General features: G+C 72.0%; 22 protein-coding genes. 12 read left to right on the top strand and 10 right to left on the bottom strand.

Annotated elements, in window-relative coordinates:
• Window positions 1–134: 134 nt before the first annotated feature.
• The 4 genes from ligA to mnmA form a co-directional block, all read right to left on the bottom strand.
• A complete protein-coding gene (ligA, locus tag FHS13_RS11180; RefSeq protein WP_184291248.1) occupies window positions 135–2,363 on the bottom strand; it encodes an NAD-dependent DNA ligase LigA in 2,229 nt (742 codons plus the stop codon).
• 37 nt (window positions 2,364–2,400) lie between these two features.
• Entirely contained in the window at window positions 2,401–3,441 is a 1,041-nt protein-coding gene (locus FHS13_RS11175) for a uroporphyrinogen decarboxylase/cobalamine-independent methonine synthase family protein (protein ID WP_184291246.1), read from the bottom strand.
• 90 nt (window positions 3,442–3,531) lie between these two features.
• Window positions 3,532–4,083 (bottom strand): DedA family protein, encoded by a 552-nt coding sequence (locus FHS13_RS11170; protein WP_184291244.1) that lies wholly within the window; start codon window positions 4,081–4,083, stop codon window positions 3,532–3,534.
• 183 nt (window positions 4,084–4,266) lie between these two features.
• Window positions 4,267–5,367 carry a tRNA 2-thiouridine(34) synthase MnmA gene (gene mnmA, locus FHS13_RS11165; protein ID WP_246405165.1) on the bottom strand — a complete coding sequence of 367 codons (1,101 nt, stop codon included), beginning with the start codon at window positions 5,365–5,367 and terminating at the stop codon, window positions 4,267–4,269.
• Between the two features lie 369 nt (window positions 5,368–5,736).
• Here mnmA and FHS13_RS11160 point away from each other — a divergent pair, with 369 nt between their 5' ends.
• Window positions 5,737–6,903 (top strand): DUF695 domain-containing protein, encoded by a 1,167-nt coding sequence (locus FHS13_RS11160; protein WP_184291242.1) that lies wholly within the window; start codon window positions 5,737–5,739, stop codon window positions 6,901–6,903.
• Window positions 6,904–7,148: 245 nt separating this feature from the next.
• On the opposite strand, the gene FHS13_RS11155 is transcribed toward FHS13_RS11160, so the two are convergent.
• From FHS13_RS11155 to FHS13_RS21160, 3 genes are all read right to left on the bottom strand, one after another.
• Window positions 7,149–7,496: a DUF4333 domain-containing protein gene (locus tag FHS13_RS11155; protein ID WP_184291240.1), complete on the bottom strand. Its 348-nt coding sequence runs from the start codon at window positions 7,494–7,496 to the stop codon at window positions 7,149–7,151.
• 91 nt (window positions 7,497–7,587) lie between these two features.
• Entirely contained in the window at window positions 7,588–8,442 is an 855-nt protein-coding gene (locus FHS13_RS11150) for a hypothetical protein (protein ID WP_343064987.1), read from the bottom strand.
• A gap of 169 nt (window positions 8,443–8,611) precedes the next feature.
• Window positions 8,612–9,217, bottom strand: a complete 606-nt coding sequence (locus FHS13_RS21160; RefSeq protein ID WP_221442731.1) for a hypothetical protein — start codon at window positions 9,215–9,217, stop codon at window positions 8,612–8,614.
• A gap of 533 nt (window positions 9,218–9,750) precedes the next feature.
• Between FHS13_RS21160 and FHS13_RS11140 the strand changes: the two genes are divergently transcribed.
• Window positions 9,751–10,572, top strand: coding sequence for a ZIP family metal transporter (locus FHS13_RS11140; protein ID WP_343064986.1), 822 nt, complete (start codon window positions 9,751–9,753; stop codon window positions 10,570–10,572).
• 119 nt (window positions 10,573–10,691) lie between these two features.
• Here the strand turns inward: FHS13_RS11140 and FHS13_RS21875 are convergent, their stop codons facing one another.
• Window positions 10,692–10,913, bottom strand: coding sequence for a DUF2795 domain-containing protein (locus FHS13_RS21875; RefSeq protein WP_184291238.1), 222 nt, complete (start codon window positions 10,911–10,913; stop codon window positions 10,692–10,694).
• A gap of 683 nt (window positions 10,914–11,596) precedes the next feature.
• Here FHS13_RS21875 and FHS13_RS11130 point away from each other — a divergent pair.
• From FHS13_RS11130 to FHS13_RS11110, 5 genes are all read left to right on the top strand, one after another.
• Complete coding sequence (locus tag FHS13_RS11130) at window positions 11,597–11,791, top strand: hypothetical protein (RefSeq protein ID WP_184291236.1); 195 nt, start codon at window positions 11,597–11,599, stop codon at window positions 11,789–11,791.
• 7 nt (window positions 11,792–11,798) lie between these two features.
• Window positions 11,799–12,620: a hypothetical protein gene (locus FHS13_RS11125; protein ID WP_184291234.1), complete on the top strand. Its 822-nt coding sequence runs from the start codon at window positions 11,799–11,801 to the stop codon at window positions 12,618–12,620.
• Between the two features lie 305 nt (window positions 12,621–12,925).
• The gene (locus FHS13_RS11120) at window positions 12,926–13,543 is read left to right on the top strand and encodes a LysE family translocator (RefSeq protein ID WP_184291232.1); all 618 of its coding nucleotides are present in this window, start codon (window positions 12,926–12,928) and stop codon (window positions 13,541–13,543) included.
• Between the two features lie 172 nt (window positions 13,544–13,715).
• Window positions 13,716–14,600 (top strand): YwqG family protein, encoded by an 885-nt coding sequence (locus FHS13_RS11115; RefSeq protein ID WP_184291230.1) that lies wholly within the window; start codon window positions 13,716–13,718, stop codon window positions 14,598–14,600.
• Window positions 14,601–14,716: 116 nt separating this feature from the next.
• Window positions 14,717–15,433 (top strand): hypothetical protein, encoded by a 717-nt coding sequence (locus FHS13_RS11110; RefSeq protein WP_184291228.1) that lies wholly within the window; start codon window positions 14,717–14,719, stop codon window positions 15,431–15,433.
• A gap of 106 nt (window positions 15,434–15,539) precedes the next feature.
• Here FHS13_RS11110 and FHS13_RS11105 read toward each other — a convergent pair whose 3' ends face one another.
• Window positions 15,540–16,490, bottom strand: a complete 951-nt coding sequence (locus FHS13_RS11105; protein ID WP_184291226.1) for an aminoglycoside phosphotransferase/kinase family protein — start codon at window positions 16,488–16,490, stop codon at window positions 15,540–15,542.
• 268 nt (window positions 16,491–16,758) lie between these two features.
• Here FHS13_RS11105 and FHS13_RS11100 point away from each other — a divergent pair, with 268 nt between their 5' ends.
• From FHS13_RS11100 to FHS13_RS11085, 4 genes are all read left to right on the top strand, one after another.
• On the top strand, window positions 16,759–17,727 hold the full coding sequence (locus tag FHS13_RS11100; RefSeq protein WP_343064985.1) for an MBL fold metallo-hydrolase: 969 nt from the start codon (window positions 16,759–16,761) through the stop codon (window positions 17,725–17,727).
• Window positions 17,728–17,909: 182 nt separating this feature from the next.
• Window positions 17,910–18,617 (top strand): class I SAM-dependent methyltransferase, encoded by a 708-nt coding sequence (locus FHS13_RS11095; RefSeq protein WP_184291222.1) that lies wholly within the window; start codon window positions 17,910–17,912, stop codon window positions 18,615–18,617.
• A gap of 131 nt (window positions 18,618–18,748) precedes the next feature.
• The gene (locus tag FHS13_RS11090) at window positions 18,749–19,303 is read left to right on the top strand and encodes a hypothetical protein (RefSeq protein WP_184291220.1); all 555 of its coding nucleotides are present in this window, start codon (window positions 18,749–18,751) and stop codon (window positions 19,301–19,303) included.
• Between the two features lie 93 nt (window positions 19,304–19,396).
• A complete protein-coding gene (locus FHS13_RS11085) occupies window positions 19,397–20,383 on the top strand; it encodes a DMT family transporter (protein WP_343064984.1) in 987 nt (328 codons plus the stop codon).
• A 72-nt stretch (window positions 20,384–20,455) separates the two neighbouring features.
• Here FHS13_RS11085 and FHS13_RS11080 read toward each other — a convergent pair whose 3' ends face one another.
• Complete coding sequence (locus FHS13_RS11080; RefSeq protein ID WP_184291218.1) at window positions 20,456–20,644, bottom strand: hypothetical protein; 189 nt, start codon at window positions 20,642–20,644, stop codon at window positions 20,456–20,458.
• A gap of 244 nt (window positions 20,645–20,888) precedes the next feature.
• On the opposite strand from FHS13_RS11080, the gene FHS13_RS11075 reads away from it, so the two are divergent.
• Entirely contained in the window at window positions 20,889–21,185 is a 297-nt protein-coding gene (locus FHS13_RS11075) for an NUDIX hydrolase (RefSeq protein ID WP_184291216.1), read from the top strand.
• Window positions 21,186–21,259 lie beyond the last annotated feature (74 nt).

Genomic DNA, 21,259 nt, shown 5'->3' with positions numbered 1-21,259 from the left:
GCCGTGACCGCTTCCACGGTTACGCGCTGTCCACCTTACGCACTTTCGTCACAAACTGTCGCGCACTCGGAACTATCAGTTAACAAAGGTGGTGGCTGGACATGATGTGAAACGCGCCACCGGAAGGCCCCGGTTCAGGAGGAGGGGTTGAGGCGCAGTGCCTCGGCCGCCTCGGGCCCCGACTCCAGCAGCACCCGGAAGCCCTGCTCGTCCAGGATGGGGACCCCCAGCTTGACCGCCTTGTCGTACTTGGAGCCGGGGCTGTCGCCGACCACCACGAACCCGGTCTTCTTGGACACCGAGGCCGTGGCGCGGCCGCCGCGCTCGGCGACGGCCTCCTTGGCGCCGTCGCGGCTGAAGCCCTCCAGCGAGCCGGTCACCACCACGGTGACGCCCTCCAGGGTGCGCGGGCGGCTCTCGTCCACCTCGTCCTCCATGCGCACCCCGGCAGCGCGCCACTTGCGGACGATCTCGTTGTGCCAGTCGACCTCGAACCACTCCTTGATGGAGCGCGCGATGGTGGGGCCCACGCCGTCCACGGCGGCCAGCTCCTCCTCGCCGGCGTCGCGGATGGCGTCGAGCGAGCGGAAGTGGCGGGCCAGGTCCTCGGCGGCGCGCGGGCCCACGTGCCGGATGGAGAGCGCCACCAGCACCCGCCACAGCGGTCGGGACTTGGCCTCCTCCAGCTGCTGGAAGAGCTTCTCGACGGTCTTCTTGGGCTCGCCCTGCTTGTTGGCGAAGAACGACACGACCTTGGGCTCGCCCGTCTTCGGGTCGGTCTTGGGCTCGGAGGTGTCGGGGTCCAGCACGTAGGTGCGGATGGGCAGCAGCTGTTCGACGGTGAGGTCGAACAGGTCGCCCTCGTCGCGCAGCGCGGGCTCGGCCGGCTCCAGCGGCTGGGTGAGGGCGGTGGCCGCCACGTAGCCCAGCGCCTCGATGTCCAGCGCCTTGCGGCTGGCCACGAAGAAGAGCCGCTCGCGCAGCTGGCCCGGGCAGGACCGGGCGTTGGGGCAGCGCAGGTCGACGTCGCCCTCCTTCTGCTGTCCGAGCGGGGTGCCGCACTCGGGGCACTTCTCGGGCATGGTGAAGGGGCGCTCGCTGCCGTCGCGCCTGTCCACCACCGGGCCGACGATCTCGGGGATGACGTCGCCGGCCTTGCGCAGCACCACGGTGTCGCCGATGAGCACGCCCTTGCGGGCGACCTCCTGGGCGTTGTGCAGGGTGGCGAACTCGACCTCGGAGCCGGCGACGGTCACCGGTTCCATCACGCCGTAGGGCGTGACGCGCCCGGTGCGGCCCACGCCCACCTTGATGTCCACCAGCGTGGTGGTGACCTCCTCGGGCGGGTACTTGTAGGCGATCGCCCAGCGCGGCGCACGGCTGGTGGAGCCCAGGCGGCGCTGGAGGGCGAAGCTGTCGACCTTGACCACGATGCCGTCGATCTCGTAGGGCGGCTCGTGGCGGTGCTCCTGGTAGTACCGGACGTACTCGCGCACCTCGTCCATGGTCCGGACGACCTTGTACCGGTCGCTGAGCGGCAGCCCCCACTCCCCCAGCAGGGCGTAGGCCTGCGACTGGCTGGTGAAGGTGGTGTCCTCGGCGTCGCCCGCGACCACGGTGTCCCGCTCCCTGTCGGAACCCGCGGGCGTGTAGGCGCCCACACCGTGCACGATCATCGACAGCGGCCGCGTGGCGGTGACCCGCGGGTCCTTCTGGCGCAGCGAGCCGGCGGCGGCGTTGCGCGGGTTGGCGAAGGGGGTGTGCTCACCGGTCTCGGTGATGCGCCGGTTGAGCTCGGCGAAGGCCTCCACCGGCAGGAACACCTCGCCTCGCACCTCCAGCAGCTCGGGGGCGGGGCGCACGCTCTCGTCGAGCCGCTCGGGCACGTCGGCGATGGTGCGCACGTTGAGGGTGATGTCCTCGCCGACGCGGCCGTCCCCGCGCGTGGCGGCGCGGACCAGGCGGCCCTTCTCGTAGACGAGGTCGACCGCCAGGCCGTCGATCTTGAGCTCGCACAGGTAGGCCTCGACGGGGACCTCGGCCGAGGCGCGGTCGGCCCAGGCGCCGAGTTCGTCGAGGTCGAAGGCGTTGCCCAGGCTCTCCATCCGCACCAGGTGCTCGACGGCCGCGAAGTCGACGCTGATGGGCGAGCCGACCTTCTGGGTGGGCGAGTCCTGCGTGACGAGGAGGGGGTACTCCTCCTCGATGCCGCGCAGTTCGAGCATGAGGGTGTCGTACTCGGCGTCGGAGATGACCGGGGCGCCCATGTAGTACCGGTAGCTGTGATCGTCCAGCTCTCGGGACAGTTCCTCGTGGCGTTCGCGCACCTTGTCGGGAATGTCGGTCGTGTTGTCGGGCGCCACTGGCTGCCTTTCTCTCTCGTACTGCTACCGGGGCCTGCTACCGGCGGGGCTCGTCCCGCAGGACCCTGGCTCCGTCCCGGACCGCCTTCAGCGCCTGCCGGGCATGTCCCGGCGAGGCGCCCGCCAGCCCGCACGAGGGGGTGGTGACCACCGCGCGGGTGAGCAGCTCCGGACCGATCCCGAGCCGGTTCCACAACTCGCGTACGGAACTGACGGTAGCGGCGGGGTCGGACATTCGGCGGGCCTGCGCGGGCGTGGGATCGGCGCCCGGGACGACCCCGAGCATGAGGCCGGTGCCGGCCTCCACGGCGGTGCCGAGCATCTCGTCGTGACGGCGGCCGAGCAGGGCGGCGTCGAGGCCGATCAGCCGGGCTCCGCTGCGGCGCAGCAGGTCGACCGGGGCGCCCTCGGCGCAGCAGTGGACGGCCGGGACCGCACCGGCGTCGGCGATCGCGGAGAACAGGACGCGCAGCACCTCCTCCACGCGCACCCGGTCGACGGCCGGGAGGCGGCCGAAGCCGCTGGCGGTGGGCAGGGAGCCCGTCAGGACGGCGGGCAGGGAGGGCTCGTCGACCTGGACGAGCAGCCGCGCGCCGGGGACGCGCCGGCCCACCTCGGCGATGTGCGCCAGCAGTCCCTCCAGGTGGGACTCGGCGAGGTCGCGGCAGGCTCCCGGGTCGGCGACCATCCGCTGTCCGCTGCGGAGCTCCACCGTCCCGGCCAGGGTCCAGGGCCCGGCGGCCTGGATCTTGAGGGTCCCGGTGAAGTCGCGGGCGTGCTCGGTGAGGGCGTCCAGGTCGTAGGACAGGAAGCTGTGTGCTCGGCCGAGGTCGCGGCCGGGGGTGTCGGCGACGCGCCATCCGGAGGGTTGGACCTCGGCGGGCATGTCCACCAGCAGACCCAGGGTGCGGCCGAGCATGTCGGCGCCGACACCCCGCGCGGGCAGCTCGGGCAGGTGCGGGAGGTCGGGAAGCTCGCCGAGGATCGTGCGGACGGCCTCGTCGGGGTCCTCACCGGGCCAGGAGCCCACACCGGTGGCGGAGGCGGCGGGCCAGGGGTAACTGTGCTCTTCACTCACAACGCCCAAGATTAGGGCCACGGAGGTCTTCCCCCGCGCTTCCCCGAACGGCCCAGGTGTCACCCGGGTCCGGCCGCCGGGGGCGGCGGGTCAGGCGGCGGCGGTCTCCGACCCCGCCTCGACGGTCTCCCCGGCGGACCCGTGCCCGTCCTCCCCGGCCTCGGCCGCGCGGCGGGCCGCCCTGCGGCGCGAGCGCACCGCCATGGCCGCGACGAGGGCGCCCGCGACGGCGACCACGGCCGCGGCGGTCCACGGGGAGTTGAGGAAGAGGGTGAGCCAGGCGCCCACCGCCCCGGCGATCACCAGCCCCCACAGACCGGCCCACATGAGCCCGCCGACGAACATGGCGGCCATGTACTTGGGGAAGCGCATGCGCACGACGCCGGCCGCGAGGTTGACGGCGCTCTGCATCCCGACGGTGAGGAAGCTGAGCGTGATCACGGGTGCGCCGTAGCGGTTGATGAGGTCCTCGGCGCGGGTCAGGCGGGGGCCGATCCGCTTCCCGATGCGGCTGCGCGTGACCCCGGCGCCCAGGCCGCGCCCGAGCCAGTAGGTGGCCGGAGCGCGCAGCGAGATGACGAAGAGCAGCGTGAAGTAGATGATCCAGAAGGGCTGGCCTTCGAGGAAAGCGAACTGCGGCATGGACCGGACCCCCAACCTTGACCTTCCTCACTTTGCATTGCCTTACCTAACTCCGGCAAGGGACCAAGGCGGGAAAGTGAGGAAACTCCTGTCCAGTTTGCCCGTTTCATCCATCAGGCACACGGGCCGTGCGGTCCCCGGTCGGGTGCCGCGCGGCCTTCTTCCTCAGGGGTCGCGGCTTCCTCAGGAGGCCGCGGCCGCCGCCCGCACGGTGGCCGCGATCGTCGCCGACCCCAGGACCGTGTCCCCGGTGGCGCCGTCGTAGACCACCACCGCCTGGCCCGTGGCCACGCCCGTGGCGGGCTCGGCCAGCCGGACCTCCAGCTCCGGACCGTCCGCGCCCTCGCGCTGGCGGACCGTGGCCGGGTACACCTCGCCGTGGGCGCGCAGCTGGACGCGGCACTCCGTGGGCTCGGTCAGCGGCTCGCAGCCGTTCCACACCGGGCGCCTCCCGGTGATCCCGTCCACCTTCAGGGCCGCACGCGGTCCCACCGTCACCGTGTTGCCGACCGGCTCGATCGAGAGCACGTACCGGGGGTCGGGCGAGCCGCTCAGGCCCAGGCCCTTGCGCTGGCCCACCGTGAACGTGTGCGCGCCCCGGTGGGTGCCCAGCACGTTCCCCTCCTCGTCCCGGATCTCCCCGGGCCGCTCGCCCAGGCGCCGGTTGAGGAAGCCCGCGGTGTCGCCGTCGGCGATGAAGCAGATGTCGTGGCTGTCGGGCTTGTCGGCCACCGACAGCCCCCGGCGCTCGGCCTCGGCGCGCACCTCCTCCTTGGTGCAGTCGCCCAGCGGGAACATCGCGTGCCGCACCTGCTCGGCGGTGAGGACGCCCAGCACGTACGACTGGTCCTTGGCCGCGTCCACGCTGCGCACCAGGCGCCCGTCGACCTTGCGGACGTGGTGCCCGGTGGCCACGGCGTCGAAGCCCAGGGCGATCGCGCGGTCCAGCACCGCCTCGAACTTGATCTTCTCGTTGCAGCGCAGGCAGGGGTTGGGGGTGTTGCCGGCCTCGTACTCGGAGACGAAGTCGCTCACGACCTCGCGGTCGAACTCCTCCGACATGTCCCACACGTAGAAGGGGATGCCGATGACGTCGGCGGCCCGGCGGGCGTCGTGGGAGTCCTCCACCGTGCAGCAGCCGCGCGCGCCCGTGCGGTAGGACTGAGGGTTCTTGGAGAGGGCCAGGTGGACGCCGGTGACGTCGTGGCCCGCCTCGGCCACACGGGCCGCGGCGACCGCGGAGTCCACCCCGCCCGACATGGCGGCCAGTACACGCAAAGTCATAGTGCCTCCAGCGTATGCGCCCCGGGGAGCGGCGGCCACGGCCGTGCCGGCGGCCGGACGCCCGGGACCGGCCCCGGAGGTTCCGCGGAATCCTTGAACAGACCGCCCGTCCGTCAAAGGTTAGGGGTCTATCCTTTAGCAGAGCGCGGTTCGATGACCCGCGTCTCCGCTCCGAACCGTTCGGTTCCGGCGCCTCCGCGGGGCTGAGCGGCGGAGGTTCGGGAACCGGCCTCGGGACACCGGCGCGGCAGGACCGGACCGCCCGGTACGGCGGCCGGTACCGCAGCACCTCCCGCCAGAACGTTCCGGGAAGGCGCTCCCGGGTCCGAACCGGCAGGGGCGGTGCCCCGGTTCTGCGAAAATCGTCCCATGGCTCTGTTCCGTCGTCGCCGCTCCAGCGATTCCACCGCCGCCATCGCCGCCTTCTGGGACGCCTGGCCGTCCCTGCGCGGCCCCTTGGCCGAGGCCGCCTCGTCCGAAACCCCCATCCCGGAGGAGGTGGCCGAGCGGGTCACCGCCCTGGTCCGGGCGATCCACCCCGAGCTGGACTGGGAGGTCGGTCCGGCGCCGTCCCGGCCCGAGGGCATCGAGGACCTGGACCTGTCGATGGACGTCGATCCGGGCAAGCTGCTGGAGCAGCTGGCCGCGCTCGACGCCCCCGGAAAGCTGGAGACCCCCGAGCACGCGCTCACCCTGCGCCCTGGCGCCTCCGACGACGCCCGCATCCAGTCCGAGCGCTGGTCCCGCTCGGCGCCCACCGACGACACGTGGGCCTTCCTGCCCGTGCGCCCCGCCGACCACGGAAGGCTGTCGGGGAGTGTGCGCTGGGACGACCACGAGCTGGACCTGTCGCACGTGGCCGTCTCGCTGCGGGTCGACCAAGCCTCGCGGCGCATCGACGTGGGCGTCTACCACCCCGACAACATGTTCCTGTCGGAGGAGACCCGCCGCGGCCTGGCCGAGCACGTGGTGCTGCTCGCCCTGGGCGAGGACGACGTGGTGCGCTGGGTGGGGCAGGTGACGACGCTGGACGAGTCGCCGCTGGACCCGCTGTCGGCCACGGCGATCCCGGCCGCCGTCCGGCAGATGATCGACTTCCTGGGCGGCAGCAACGACGGCTGGGTGACCCTCAGCGGCACCAACCTGCGCAAGGAGCAGCTGGTCTTCACCGCCCGCCATCCGCTGACCCGCCGGGACTTCCCGGCGTTCACGCTGGCCGTGCACGTGACGGTGCCCTACACCGGCAAGGACGGGGAGGGCCAGCCCGACGAGACGTCGGCGGCGGCGATGCAGGAGCTCGACAACCGGGTGGAGCGCACGCTGGGCGACAACGGGGCGCTGTTCCTCAAGAGCACGCTGAGCGGCATCAGCGAGCGCCTGTACTACCTGGACCCCGACTCGGGCGTGCTGCCGGAGTTCGAGGAGGCCTTCAAGGGCTGGTCGGAGGGAACGGTGAAGCTCCGCAGCCAGCTCGACCCGGAGCGCATGGTGTTCGGCCTCAAGCTGCGCCCCCACCGCCGCTTCTTCCAGGGCTGAGGTACATGCCGGCGCCCGTCCGTCCCGGGGTGGGGTGGACGGGCGCACGAAGCCGTTCCGCGCGACGTTGTCGGACATGGAACACACGTCGGTACGTGTGCTCGGGAACGGCCACCGCAACCGACGTCCCCGCCGGGGCAGGCACGGCGCCTCGGATCGCGGCGGCCCGTTCGGTCCCGGTGCCGGGGGTCATCGGCCCCGGCACGACCTTCGGCCCGCGTGCGGCAGCGACCTCGGCGAACGGGTCAGTTCTTGGGCTCGTCGCCGATCTGGACGTCGAAGTCGAGGTTGCCGCCCTCGCCCTCGGTCGCGGTGACGGTCACGCCGTACACCAGGCCACCGGCGTTCATCTCGCACTCGATGCTGGCACCGACCTCGTCGGGGAGCTCCACCGGGCAGTCGAGCTCTCCGGGGATCTCGCCGAGCTGCTCCTCGACGGCCTGGCTGATCTCCTCCTCCAAGGCCGTCCTGGCCTGCTCGGTGATGGCCTCGGTGTCGACGCTCAGGTCGAACGAGCAGCCGGCGGCGAGGAGCACCGCGAGCACCCCCGCCCCCACACCCGTGACCACCCGGTTCCGCCGTGTCTGCCGCATCCTGGACTCCTGTCGTCGCGGTGACCTTCCGTGGATAAGACGCCCGGACCCGCGACCGCGTTCCCCCGCCGGGCCCCCGATCCGGGGCCGCTCATTTCCGCTGGACGGCCCGTGTGACGGTGAACAGCAGCGGCGAGCGGAGGCCGGTCCCGGCGGCGGACTCCGCCGCGACCTCGGCCAGCCACCCGACCGCCTCGCACGACCACTCGGCGAGCTCTCCGCGCAGGACCGCGCCGTGCAGGGGCGGGCCGTTCCAGAAGCTGTCGTCGAACGGCGGGGCCGGAGCGGCCCCCTTCCCGTTCCCCTCACGGGCACCGGGCGCGAACACCTCCTGGTCGAGGCGGCCGAGCCGGTCGGTGAACTCCTGCGCGACGGCGGGGGCCGAGGGGTCCCGGCCGCTGTTGATCTCGACCTCCACCGGCGTCCGCGCCCGCCGGCTGCGTCCGGCGAACCAGCCGGCTGTCGGCGCCGACGGCACGATCGCGTACGGCGGGCGCGCCGCGGTGTCGATGCCCTGGACCGGAACGAGCACCTGCACCGCGGTGAGGGAGGTCGTCCCGGCCCGCGCGGTCACGTCCCAGGCGCACCGCAGGAACGGCTGCACCGGCAGCGGCCGGTCGCCGGCCACCGCACCGGCCTCGGCCTGGAACCAGGAGACCAGTCCCGCCCCGGGGTCGGCGAGCGGGTGGTCCCATCCGGCGTCGTTCACGGCCCACAGCCCCGGCGCGCCGGGGGTGCCGCCCGGGTCGCCGCCGGCCGACCGGTCGTCGTGCCAGCCCATGGCCAGCGACCGCTGGTGGAACAGGGCGTAGGCGTCGTGCTCGGGGTCGGGCCCGCGCCCCTCCTGCGGGGCCGGTCCGCCGTACAGGGCGGCGAACATGGTGCCCGCGGTCCGCGGAGACGCGGGCATCGCGCCCGGTCGCGCCGGATCTCCGTACTCGGTCACACTGGGTCCTCCCTCTGGTCGCCCCGCTTCCGCGGGGCCCTCTTCCCCGGGCGCGGGTCGCGGACCCCGGGTGTTCTCCCCCTGCCGGGGAGGCTTTCCGAGCGGGGCAGGGGAAGCATCGCGCGGAGCAGGCGCGCCGACGCGGCCGGCGCGCCTTCCGCCTCACCGGTCAGAACACCCGGCAGTTGACGTCGGCCTGGCGGTAGGGCCACTCGGAGGTGTCGGCCTCACCGATCACGTCGACGTCCACGTGGTTGCGCCACGACGTCGGGGCGGTGGTGTCGCAGTTGCGGCGGGCCACCGTGCGGTGGGTGCTTCCGCCGCCCGGCTTGAGGGTCTCCTTGGGAGAGCACGCCTTCTGTCGCCAGGTGTTGTCCGTGTACCACTCGTAGAGGCAGTTGTAGACCCGGGCGCGGTCGTTGTCGCAGTTCCCCTTGTTCCACCAGCCGTGGCCGGAGACCGCCACTCCGGTGCTGGATCGGTGCGGGTTGTCCCGGCCGCTGACCGGGGTGCAGAGGAACTGGGCCGCCTCGGCGACCTCCTGCGGCTCTCCGGGCAGGGACATCACCTGGCCTGCGCCGTCCAGGTAGACCGCGGTTCCGGCGGCGTCCCGGGGCGCGATCCCCGGTACCGCGTCCTGCGACGGGACGGACACCTCGGCGGCGGGCAGTGCCGGGACCTGCGCGGCGCCGGCCGGCGCACCCGCGAGGAACACGGACCCCGCCCCGAACACCAGGGCGGCACCCGCGGAGAGAAATCGTTGGACCCTTTTCATACGACGGCACTCCTCTCGGCGAAGCCCTCTCCTCCTGCCCCCGCGGAAGGAGGAGGGGCGAACGCAAGGAGAATTCTCCTTTTCTCCGCTTACAAAATTCTTCCACATCACCGGAGGCCACCACGGGGAAACCGGAAAAGGAATTTCCTCCCCCTGGACAAGAAAGCTGTCATTTCACCATAAAGCCACACGAACACATCCATGCGGCACCGCAGAGCCGGAGCGGCCGGGCGCGGCGCCCCACAAAAAGTCCTGCTGGGGGCACGGTTCCAGGCCTCGGAGGAAGCCACCTCCGCACGCACACTTCCCGCGCCCCCGCGCCACGGACTCCGGAGAACAGCACCGGAAGCGGAATTCCCCAGAGGGGTGACAACAAAAGAGAAATGTCCACACAAATCACTTCCCGACCCCGACCGGCACCTCGATCCGCACCCGCACTCCGGACAGAACCGCCCCCGCCCGCCCTTTCGACCGGACCGGGAAGAGATGCCTTCCCCCGGGCCATTTCGGATTTGCTCTCCTCCTCTTCCGGCGTGGCTCCTCCGGCCGCGTCCGCTTCTCCCGGACACTGGCGGGTCGACGGAGACCTGGAGGAGACGATGCCCGGAGTGGTGGAGGCGGGTGCGTGGGGGCTGCTCGCCGGGTCCGCGCTGCTCGTGGGAGCGGTGCCGGGATACCTCCTGCGCGTACCGCGCCTGGTGGTCGCCTCGGTGATGGCCTTCGGCGCCGGCGTGCTGCTGTCGGCGCTCTCGTTCGAGCTGATCGCCGAGGCGCACGAGGAGGCGGGCCTGGTCCCGGCGGCGGTCGGCACCCTCGCCGGCGCGGGCGCCTACACCCTCGGCAACGTCCTCCTGGCCCGAAGGGGAGCCCGGCACCGCAAGCGGTCCGGCCGCCGCAGGGGGCCGCCGTCGGAGAGCGAGGAGTCGGGTTCCGGCACCGCGCTCGCGCTGGGCGCCCTGCTGGACGGTGTGCCCGAATCGGTGGTCATCGGTGTCGGACTGGCCCAGGGCGGCGCCGTCAGCCTGGTGACCGTCGCCGCCGTGTTCATCAGCAACATCCCCGAGGGGCTGTCCAGCGCGGCGGGTATGAGGAGCTCGGGCCGCGGCGGCAGGTACGTGTTCGGCGTGTGGGGGTCGATTGCCGTCGCGAGCATGCTCGCCTCCATGCTGGGGTTCGCCGTCGTCGGCGGCCTGCCCGCGACCGCGGTGGCGACGGTGACGGCCGTGGCGGCCGGCGCGATCCTCGCCATGGTCTCCGACACGATGATCCCCGAGGCCTTCGAGGACACCCATCTGGCCATGGGGCTCATCACCGTCTGCGGCTTCCTGGTCTCCTTCGCGCTCTCCCACATCTGAGCGCCGGCCCCGGCACCCCCTTCGCGGCGGGGGCGGCGGTCCGTCGGCGCACACCCCCGGACAGCGGAAGGGCGCCTCCGCCGCGAGCTGCTGCGGCGGAGGCGCCCCTGTCCTCGTGCCTACTTGCCGAAGACGGCCTTGCGAACGTCGTCGGGGCCGTCGAACTGGATGACCTTGACGCCGGCGAGCCTGTCCACGAGGTCGTTGTGGGCGCCGTTGTTCTTGGCCGTCGACACGAGGTCCTCGCGTTCGGCCGGATAGGCGGCGCCCTTGATCGCTCTCTGGAGCTCGACGGGGTTGATCTTCGCCTTGCCCTTGCTCTTGCCCTTGCTCTTCGCCACGGCGGATCCTCCTCGGTGCGTGCCGTTGCTGTGTGCAACCGCCGACTACCCGGGGTCACCACCCGCACGCTCTGGCACCGGTAAAGGAGCGGTAGAGAGCGTTCCCTGTCCTCTGCTCGGGCTGGTTCCCGGACGCTTCCCACCGGAAGGTTTCCGTGCGGGTGGGAGGAACCGCCCGGGCGGCGGGGTTTCGGCTGTCTGTGCCCGGGGGTTTCCGCTGGTGGAAACCCCCGGGACCGAGGACGAAATGTGCGTAACCCGCACGGAGAGCAGGGCCCTCCTGCGAGGTAGCCGCACACCAGGGTGCGATCCACACCTTGCACGGTGTGTCTCCTGTGACCGCACACCCTTATCGCCCAAAAGGGAAAGAACACGACAAAAGCCATGTCCGCTACTCATCCGAGAGTGTGCCATAGAAGCTCGTTCGCCGGCGGAAAGGCGTTCCGTCTTTCCAGAATTTTCCATCCGTCACCCAACGGTGCATTAGACCAGTTCAGTAGGGTGTGCCAGGAAATGCCAGGCTACGGCTCTGGATCGGCCGCCCTTCGGCGCCCGCAGCTGCCATAGTGCAGCTGGTGCGGTTGTCTGCCGTACCACCACATATCGATCATCCGGTTCGTCCGCGTACTCATCTCCTGATGGCCGCGTTCGGACCCCGACCTGACCTCAAAGAGGAGGTCCTTATGTCCGCTACTCACACTTCGCACGACTCCTGCGGCAGAAATTCCCGGCTCTGGCCCCAGACCGTGATCGCGATCGTGGTCATCGCGGTGGTCGTCCATGCCATGGCCACCGGATACGAGGTCACCGCGGCGATCGCCGCAGCAGCCGCAGCAGGATTCGCCGCGGTGGCGGTGTCCCGACGCCTGGCCCACTGACCCACTCGTGGAGGAACACTCCTGGTCCGAGCGCCCGGTCCGGGACATGCTCGACCAGCAGATGCCCCCGGACCGCTATTCGCCGGAGGACCGGCTCAACGCGCTGCTCTTTCACCTGCGAGCCCGCATCCGGGCCGACCAGGCCGCACTGCGGAAGCACGCACGCCTCCTGGGCACCCCACAGGGTGCGATCGAGGCACTGATCCGCGGCGACATGCACACCTTGTACGCCGAGCTCGACGGCGAGGGCGGCTGGCCGGTCCTGGCCTCTCTGGTCGCCTTCGGCGGTGGCCTCGACGCCGGCCTGGACGTGCTGGCCGCAGTCAAGTCCGAGTACGAGGTGATCGCCCTGGGTGAGCAGCGTCCGCACCTGCCGACCACCGCCGAGGAACTGCACCGGCGCGGCTATCGGGTTCGCAGACGCTCACGCACGCCGGTAGAGGAGGTCACCGACCCCAAGCAGGTCAACACCTTTCCGCAGCTGGTGCAGGCTTTGAGGCTGCTGAGGTCCAGCAGGGGGGATCCCCCCTACCGGGAGATGGCCGCGCGCTCGGTACACCGCCTACCCGGCTGGAACCCCGAGCTGCACGAGCCCCGCTCTCACAGCGGAATGCAGAACGCGGTCAAGGAGGACGCACGGCCCCGGCTCGCGGCGGTCCTGGCGTTCGTACGCGGCTGCGGGGTCACCGATCCGCAGGTGGGGCGGGCATGGGAGGCAGCACACGCCCGAGCCGCCGTGCACGAGGAGTTGAAGCACCTGCCCCGGTATCCCCCGCGGCTGAGGGACACCGTCGAGGAATGGGCCGCTCGTACGCCCACAGGCCCCTGACCCGGCCCTGGGCTGACCCGCAGCAGGGTGCTGCCGTCCGTGTCCGGACACGGACGGCAGCACCCTCACGGAGAGATGCCGCAGGCCCTGGTACCCGGTCGGAGAACACGGGGTCCGGAGCTCGGGAACGCCGACCGGACCCACAACATCCGGTACACGACGTGCAGACCGGCGCGGCCCGGTGGGCACAAACCACGGGAGTGCCGACCACTCCTCGCGACGTGTGTCCCACGCCTCCCGGTGCGTGCCTGGCACACCGGTGGCCGGACTTCACCATGAGCCTGCTGAAATGCGACAATGCACCCATGACCAGTCATCTCCTCGTGGCCGCCGGTGTACTGGCCCTGCTCACCGTGGCACCGGGCCCCGACATGGCCGTTGTCGCACGCCAGGCCGTGGCCGGAGGCCGGAGCGATGGATTTCGAACGGTCCTCGGCGTGGCCGCCGGCCTACTCCTGTGGGGGCTGTTGACCGCCGTCGGCCTGGCCGCGCTCCTGGCTGCCTCGGCCACGGCCTTCACCGTCGTCAAGTTCGCTGGCGCGGCCTACCTGGTCTTCTTGGGGATCAGGTCCCTCCTGAACAGCCGCAGGCCCGAGCCGAATGTGGCCGAGGAGCCCGCAAGACGCGAAGGCGGCCCATGGGTGACCGGCGCGGTCACCAACACCCTCAATCCCAAGGTGGCGGTCTTCTACATCGGCCTTCTCCCCACGCTGGCCCCGCCGCAGCTGTCACCACAGGCGGGGATGGCCCTGCTGGTCCTGACCCACGTGATGCTCACCGTGATCTGGCTGGGTGGCTTCGTGTTCCTGCTGGATGCCGCCAAAGCCTTCTTCGCACGGTCGGGGGTGCGCCGCTGGATGGACCGGATCACCGGGGCCGTACTGATCACCTTCGGCCTCCGCATCGCCGCAGCCCAACCCTGAGGCCACATCGCAGGCGCCCTTCCCTCGGGCGGATGCAACGGCCACCAAAGGGACGGATCCAGGACAACCGCCCCATTCTGTTTGGTTTGCACGCCTTGTCGCTAACTCCTGGAAGTATCGACCCACAGCACACTTCGTGCACCGGCCTGTCCGGTTCCCTCAGGAGAACGACGTGACCCCTTCCGAGATCTTCCGGTCCCACGCGCGCGAGTACGGCGTCTCCGACGACGCCGTCACCCGCATTCTGTGGAACGTCCAGCCCGCCGTCCACATCGACAGCCAGGACCCCGAGCACGTCGGACCCGACGCGCACGTGGTCGGCTACATCGGCGGGCTTCCCACCATGCCCGAGGACGTCCCCTGGGAGGAGGGGAAGCAGTTCGTCGCCTCCCTCGACCTGGCCGCCGTCCCGAGGCAAGCCATGGACGACCGGGTCCCCCGCGAGGGCCACCTGCTGCTGTTCGCCGACACGGAGTACTTCTACCCCGAGGACGGCCCCCTGTCCGCGGTCCACGTGCCCCCCGGCGTCCCGATGGCGGAGCGCGCCCACCCCGACGGGGCCGAGGAGGGCGTGGAGCTGCTGGAGCACCGGGTGATGGTGCTCCAGGACCCCGAGGTGTGGGGCATCCTCGGATGGCCCACCCAGGAGGAGGAACCGCTGGTCCTGGACGACGACCCGCTGCTCGCCGCCGCGATCAGGGAGTACCAGGAGCTGGTCCCCGATGCGCCGGTCGTGCGGCGGGGCGACGCGACGGTGACCCTGCGCGGGGAGAAGCTCAACCCCAGTGACGACACCGACGCCTGGGGGGAGGCGTTTCGCGAGCGGAGGGAGGAGGCCGTGATCGCCGTCCGGGACGCGCCTGAGAAGTTCGACGAGCTGCACCTGCGCGCCCTGACGGAGGCCTCGGAGGAGGAGGACGGGCCCGCGCTGTGCCTCGTCGAGCTCGCCGAGGCCAACGTCTGGTGGACCGGGGACGGCGAGGTGACCTGGATGATCCGGCCCGACGACCTGTACGCCGGGCGCTTCGACCGGATCGTCTCCGGCTACTTCTGCTGACCGGTCCCGGCCGGCCGGGACCGGCCGCCTCCCCGCCTGAGAGGAGACCCATAGCGGAAAAGGCCGTGCGTTACGCTGTCCGTGCGACACCTGACGCCTCCCCCCGAAGGAATCGCGTGCGATCCACCTGCCCCCGTCGCCTCGTCCCCGCCCTTCTCGCCCTGGCCGCCGCAACCGCGGGTTGCGGCGCGGAGGATCCCGAAGAGCCCGCGGTCCGCGCCGAGGCCGCCCCGTCTCCGTCACCGTCACCGTCACCGTCGCCCGACCTTCCTGAACTGGAAGAGGTGGAGGACCTGAAGACCTACTGCCGTTCCTCCGACGACCACGACATCACCGAGGGGCACCCTGAAGCAGCCGAGTACACCGGCGAGGGCCCGCACCCGACCGCGGTCTTCGCCAGGGACCGCGGCGGCAGATTTGCCTACGGCGGCGGGTGGCAGCTCCAGGAATACGGGCACCGCATCGAGGAGTGGATCCCCGAGCATCCGACCGGGGCCGCCCTGCTGGTCTGCGCCGACTACGACGTCACCAAGGCAGGTGAGAAGATCGACACCTGCGAGTACCAGGAGACAGATCTCCTGGGCAGGCCCGCACCCGGCAGCGAGGCGTTCTCCGTTCCGCTGTACCAGCAGGTATACGAGTACACGGTCTACGAGCTGCGCACCGGCGATGTCGTCGGCTCCGGTGAGATCACGCCGGAGTCGACGTCGTGCCCTGGATCCCTCGATCTGATAGGCGATTTCGACACCGATCCCGGAAGCGTCTACACGGTCCTGCCCACCCGCGAGCTGGAGGAGGCGGTCAAGGACATCGTCGAGGGTGCCGCGCCCTGACCCGCTTCTGCCCCGACGGCCGGCGCCCTGCCCCACCGCCGTGCGTACCTGCGGTGGGGGCCGTGTCCGGTGGATCTCGCAGTGCCCGTCTCCTCCAGGGCGTCCTTCACCCGTCCAGGTCCCCGGCGAACGGTGTCGCCCGCCACCGCTCGATGGAGGACTTCATCGCCTCCACGAGCACGGGCAGCTGCGGCGCGAGGGCGAGGGCGGCCACCGTCCGGCACATGCCCACGGCGTTGACGAAGTGCAGTGTGTGCTCGTCCAGCTCCCGGATCCCCAGGCGCCGCGCGGCGGCGTTGTAGGCGGCCTCGCCCTCGGGGCCGAGGAAGGCCAGGTCCCACTCGACGGGGCCGAACGTGACCAGTTCGAAGTCGGAGTGCAGCAGGCCGTCCCGGGTGGCGACGACGTTGACCGCCGGGGCGTCCCCGTGGATCGGCTGGAGACCGACCGCGGGAAAGGCCCCCTCGAACTTCTCCCGCGAGCGGACGAACGGTTCCAGGGTCTCCCACTCCCTCTGGGCCCGGCCGAGATCGGCCGGCTCGATGAGGTCGGGGCGGGACTCCAGTGCGGCGAGGCCCTCGGTGACGAAGTCCGGTTCGGCCGCCGACAGGAACGGCAGCTCACCCGGGTCGTCGCGCATCGCGGCGTGCAGGTCGGCGACCAGGCCCGCGTTGCGCACGTGGTCGGGCTCGGCCTCCGCGTCCTGTTCGACGAACTGCCAGAACGTCATCGAGAACCCGTCGCGCCGCACCGGTTTCCGGGGCACGAGCGGGCTCGGCGGGATCACGGGGGCGCCCTTCCGGGCGAGCCGGTCCACCACGTCGAGTTCCGCCTGCTGCTGCGCCGCCTGGCGGTCGGGGTCGGTGTTCGGCGGCAGGACCACGGGGACCCGGGCCACCACGGGTGAGGGAGCGAGGTGGACGACGACGGAGAACATGTCGTGGAGCACGGTCGCCCCGTCCACCTCGATCCCGAGGTCGCGGCCCGCCGCGACGGCCGCGCCGAGGGCGCGCGCGGTGCGGTCGGCGATCTGGTCGGGTGTCATGAATCCTGGCATGTCGGCGATCGTGTCAGGCGGGGCCGGGCAAGGCAACGACCTTCCGCACCGGTGCCGTGTCCCTGCGCACGCCCCGCCGTGCCCCGCAGGCACGCGGCGAAATCCTCGGGGAAGGCGGAACGTCTCCGAGCAGGCACAGCGGACATTGCGGGTCCGCACTCGGAACCGGCCGCCGGTGGACCGCATCACAAGCCCGCGGGGGCGCTCCCGCACCGCCCCGCGCAGTACGTCATCCCCCGCGCACCACAACCGGCCCAGGGAGAAAACAGTGACGTCCTCGCTCCATCCCGACGACACGGCCCGCCCGCTGCCGAGGCGCCGCTTCGCCCAGCTCGCCGCCCTCGGCCTCGCGGCCGGCACCGGCCTGCTCGGCCCGGCGCCCGCCGCCGCGGCGGCCCCCGGTGACGGGCAGCCCTACTACGACCGCGCCCGCACGCTGGCCGGGGACGACCCGGTCCTGCTGGCCCTGGTGAGGGCGATGGACCCCGCCACCGTCATCCCCGACCTGACCGCGCCCGAGCCGATCATGCTGTTCGACGATCTCGCCATGCTCAGCGTGGGCTTCGTCCACGCCATGGCGCTCCTGACCGACGGCGGCATCGTGCTGATCGACGCCCTGAGGTCTCCGGAGGACGCCCGGGACGTTCTCGTCCCGGGGCTGGTCTCCCTGGGTGCCGATCCGGAGGAGATCCGGTACGTCGTCGTCACCCACGGCCACGTGGACCACTTCGGCGGCGCGCAGTATCTCGCCGACCACTACGGGGCGCGCGTGCTCATGGCTCCGCAGGACTGGGACCTCGTCGCCGAGGCCCGGCCCGAGCACGCCCCCGCGCAAGACCTGGAGATCGCCGACGGGCAGCGGCTCACCCTCGGCGGCACGACGCTCCGCCTGTACCATACGCCGGGTCACACCCCCGGCACTGTTTCCCCCGTCTTTCCGGTGCGGGACGGAGCGGGGCGCCACACGGCCATGCTGTGGGGCGGCACCCAGCCGCCCGGGACGGCCTCGGAACTGCGCACCTACCTGGCGTCCGTCCGCTCCTTCCGCAGGCGCATGCACGAGGCACGGGTGGACGTGGAGCTGTCCAACCACCCGGTCGACCACGGACTCCAGCGGGTGGAGGAGTTGCGCGGCCGGACCGGCGGGGAGCACCCCTTCGTGATCGGCAGGCGGCGTACGGACCGCTTCATGGCGGTGATGGACCTCATGCTGCGCGGCCGGCTCGCCGACGTCTGACCCGGGTCCGCCGCCCCGGGAGGAAGCGCGTCCCCGACGTCCTCCCGGGGCGGTCTCGCCAGGTCGGTCCTCCGCCGACCGCCAGGCGTCCCCGGACGCTCCGGGCAGGCTCGTATCCAGCGTTCTTGCCACTCCGGCAACGAAAATTGCGCAGGTGCGGTGCAAGGGGCGAGGTTGGAGGCATGAACGACGACACCGTGACAGGACCGTCCGGATCCGACGCCTCCCGCCCCGCCGGCGGACACGCCGTGGACCCCGCGCTGCAGAAGGAGTGGGACGAGCTGTACTCCGCCCAGGAGCGGGTGTGGAGCGGGAACCCCAACGGCGCTCTCGTGGTCGAGGCCGCCGACCTCCCGCCCGGCCGGGTGCTCGACGTGGGCTGCGGCGAGGGCGCTGACGCCGTCTGGCTGGCGAGGCGGGGCTGGGACGTGACCGCGCTCGAGGTCTCGACCGTGGCGCTGGAGCGGGCCGCCGCGCACGCGCGCGACGCCGGGGTGTCCCCCCGCTGGGTGCACTCGGGGCTCGTGGAAGCGCGGCTGCCCCAGGCGTCCTTCGACCTCGTCTCCGCCCAGTACCCGGCCCTGCTGCGTACCCCCGGCGGGGAGGCCGAGCGCGTGCTGCTCGACCTCGTCGCGCCCGGCGGCGTGCTGCTGTTCGTGCACCACGCGTTCTCGGAGGACCACGGGGAGCACGGGGATCACCACGACCACGGGGAAGAGGGCCACCGCTTCGACCACGCCGACTTCGTGCAGCCGCCGGACGTCGCCGCGCTGCTCGACGACCGGTGGGAGGTGGAGGTGAACGAGCAGCGGCCGCGAGTGGTGGCCGAGCACAGCTCCGGTGCGCACCACGTCGAGGACGTGGTGCTGCGCGCCCGCCGTCTGCGCTGAGGCACGGGGCCGCACAGGAGCAGGAGGAAGCGGGGCCGGGACGCCGTCCGCGAGGACACCGCCCCGGCCCCGCACGGGTTCCGGCCGAAAAAGATCTGTCCGGACAGGTCCGCCTCCGTTACTTTCGCCGCATGACGCGCTTCCTCGGTTTCCACATCGGTTCCGGGTTCGGTCTGGCGTTCGTGCTCGCCAACTCCGGTCCCCCTCTTCCCCCTTCCGTCGCCCTAGTGCTGCGTGCCCTCGCGGTCGCCGCGTTCATCGCGATCATCGCGCTGACCGTGTTCCTCGGCCGCAGACCCGCGGTACAGCCGGGGCCCGACTCCCCGCAGACGAGGTTCGACGGCTTCTTCGGCGCGGTCGTCCTCGTCGAGGCCGTCCTGCTCTTCGGAGGCCTGCAGGTGCTGCGCCTGTTCGACGCGCCCGTGCAGGCCAACGTCGCCTGGATCGCCCTCGTGGTCGGTGCGCACTTCTTCCCGCTGGCCCGACACTGGAGGTCCGGTTCGCTGATGTACGCCGCCGCCTACATCAGCGCCCTCGGTCTCCTGGGCCTGGCGCTGGTGCTCGTCGGTGTGCCGGAGCCGGTGCCCTTCGTCAGCGGTGTACTTCCGGGCGTCGGCATGCTCGCGGGCATTCTGGCCTCCCTCGTCGTCCAGAGCAGGAACTCCCGCCTCTCCGGCGGGACATGAGCGTCCTGCCCCCCACGACCCGGCCCCACCGCCGGAGGCGCCGCTCCGACCGGGTAGGTTGGTCCACCCGTTCGGAGCCGGAGGTGCACGAGGGTGGACACGGATCGCACGGGGACACGACCGCGCACTATTGCCCGGGGCCCGGTCGGCGCCGCGCCCCGCCGCCTGGCCGGGATCGGCGCGATCACCGTCACCTCGGTCCTGTGGGGCACGACCGGCACGGCGGCCACCTTCGCCCCGGAGGCCGGTCCGCTGGCCATCGGCTCGGCCGCCCTGGGGATCGGCGGACTGCTCCAGGCCCTGATCGCCCTGCCCGCGCTGCGGTCGGCGCGCGCCAGACTGCGGGAGAACCTGGCCCTCGTGGTGGCGGGCGCCGTCGCCGTGGGCGTCTACCCCCTGGCGTTCTACGGCTCGATGCACCTGGCGGGCGTGGCGGTGGGCACGGTGGTCTCCCTCGCCTCCGCGCCGCTGGCCTCGGGCCTCCTGGAACTGGTGGTGCAGCGCAGGCCCCTGGGCCGCTGGTGGACGGCGGCCGCGCTGCTGGGTGCCATCGGCAGCGCGCTGCTGTGCCTGTCCGCCGCGGAGGGCCCCTCGGCCTCGCCGGGGCGGACGGCGGCCGGTATCACGCTCGGGCTCGTGGCGGGTGCCACCTACGCCCTGTTCTCCTGGGCGGCCCACGGACTCATGGGGCGCGGCATCGACCGGGCCGCGTCCATGGGCGCGGTCTTCGGGGCCGGAGGCGTGCTGCTGATGCCGGTCCTGGCGGTCACCGGCGCTCCCCTGCTCGCCTCCGCGCAGTCCTTCGCCGTGGCCGCCTACATGGCGCTGGTGCCCATGTTCCTGGGCTACCTCCTCTTCGGCCTCGGACTGGCCCGGGTCCCGGCGAGCACGGCCACGACGGTGACCCTGCTCGAACCGGCGGTCGCCGCGGTGCTCGCCGTCCTCGTCGTGGGCGAGACCCTGGGAGGCGCGGGCCTGCTCGGCCTGGGAGCCGTCGCGCTGGCCCTGGCCGTGCTCGTCCTGGCCCCGGCGGGGGGAGGAGGTGCGGCGCCTCCCAGGCCCGGCGCCGCACGCACGTGAACCGCGCCGGGTTCCGCCCCTGTCCGCGTGCCGGCGGCCCGCCTCCGCCGGCGCGGCGAACGGTACCCCGGGTCAGGCCAGCCGGGTGACGCGCAGCCCGGCGAGGGGGTACTCCTCCGGGAGGGCAGCCGGATCGCCGGGGACGGTGAGCTGGATGTCGACATTCCGGGACTTGCCGCTCTCCAGGAGCTGGTCCGCCTGGGAGTCGATGTAGGCCTTTCCGCCCTCGTAGAGGACGTCGACAGCGCAGGTCAGAGGCATAGACGCTCTTACTGGCGGGGCAGGAGCGGTGGCGGCCCGACCGGAAGGGGCCCATCCGAAGGACCGGGGGACAGAGCGGGGCGAACGTCCCTGCACGACCCGCCCTGCGCGTGTCCGCCCTGACCAGCGCTGGCCACGACACCGCCTGCGTCATCATCGAACGGGCCACAGCGCACCCAAGCATGTCCTACCGGGCCTGTTCCTCCTCGGGGCCGCCACTCGAGCCCGGGGAGACACCTCAGGAATGCATCTGCCCGAGGTGCTGGAGGAGACAGGGATGACCGTCACGCCGCTGCGGCTCACCGGCGTCCACAAGAACATGAAGCGGGACGTCCTGACACTGGCGTTCCTGTCCGATTCCCTCTCCGGGGAGCCCGCCCCCACGGACGAGGTCACCGACGCGGTCCGGCTGGCCCGTGACGAGGTGGCGCGCCGCGTACCGCCGATGCGGGCCCTGCGGGTCTTCGACGCCCTCGACCAGCTCCACCCGCCCGTACGCGCCCACGACGGCCACCGCTTGCTCGGGGCGGGGGTTTCCTGACGCCCCGAGCACGAAGGGCGTCCCCGCGGTCTTGGCAGGGACACCCCGTCGCGTTTCCGCAGCAGGGAAGGACC

Origin of the sequence: Nocardiopsis algeriensis (genome assembly GCF_014203695.1) — a bacterium.
Taxonomy (GTDB): Bacteria; Actinomycetota; Actinomycetes; order Streptosporangiales; family Streptosporangiaceae; genus Nocardiopsis; species Nocardiopsis algeriensis.
This window is presented reverse-complemented; position numbering and strand designations above follow the sequence as displayed.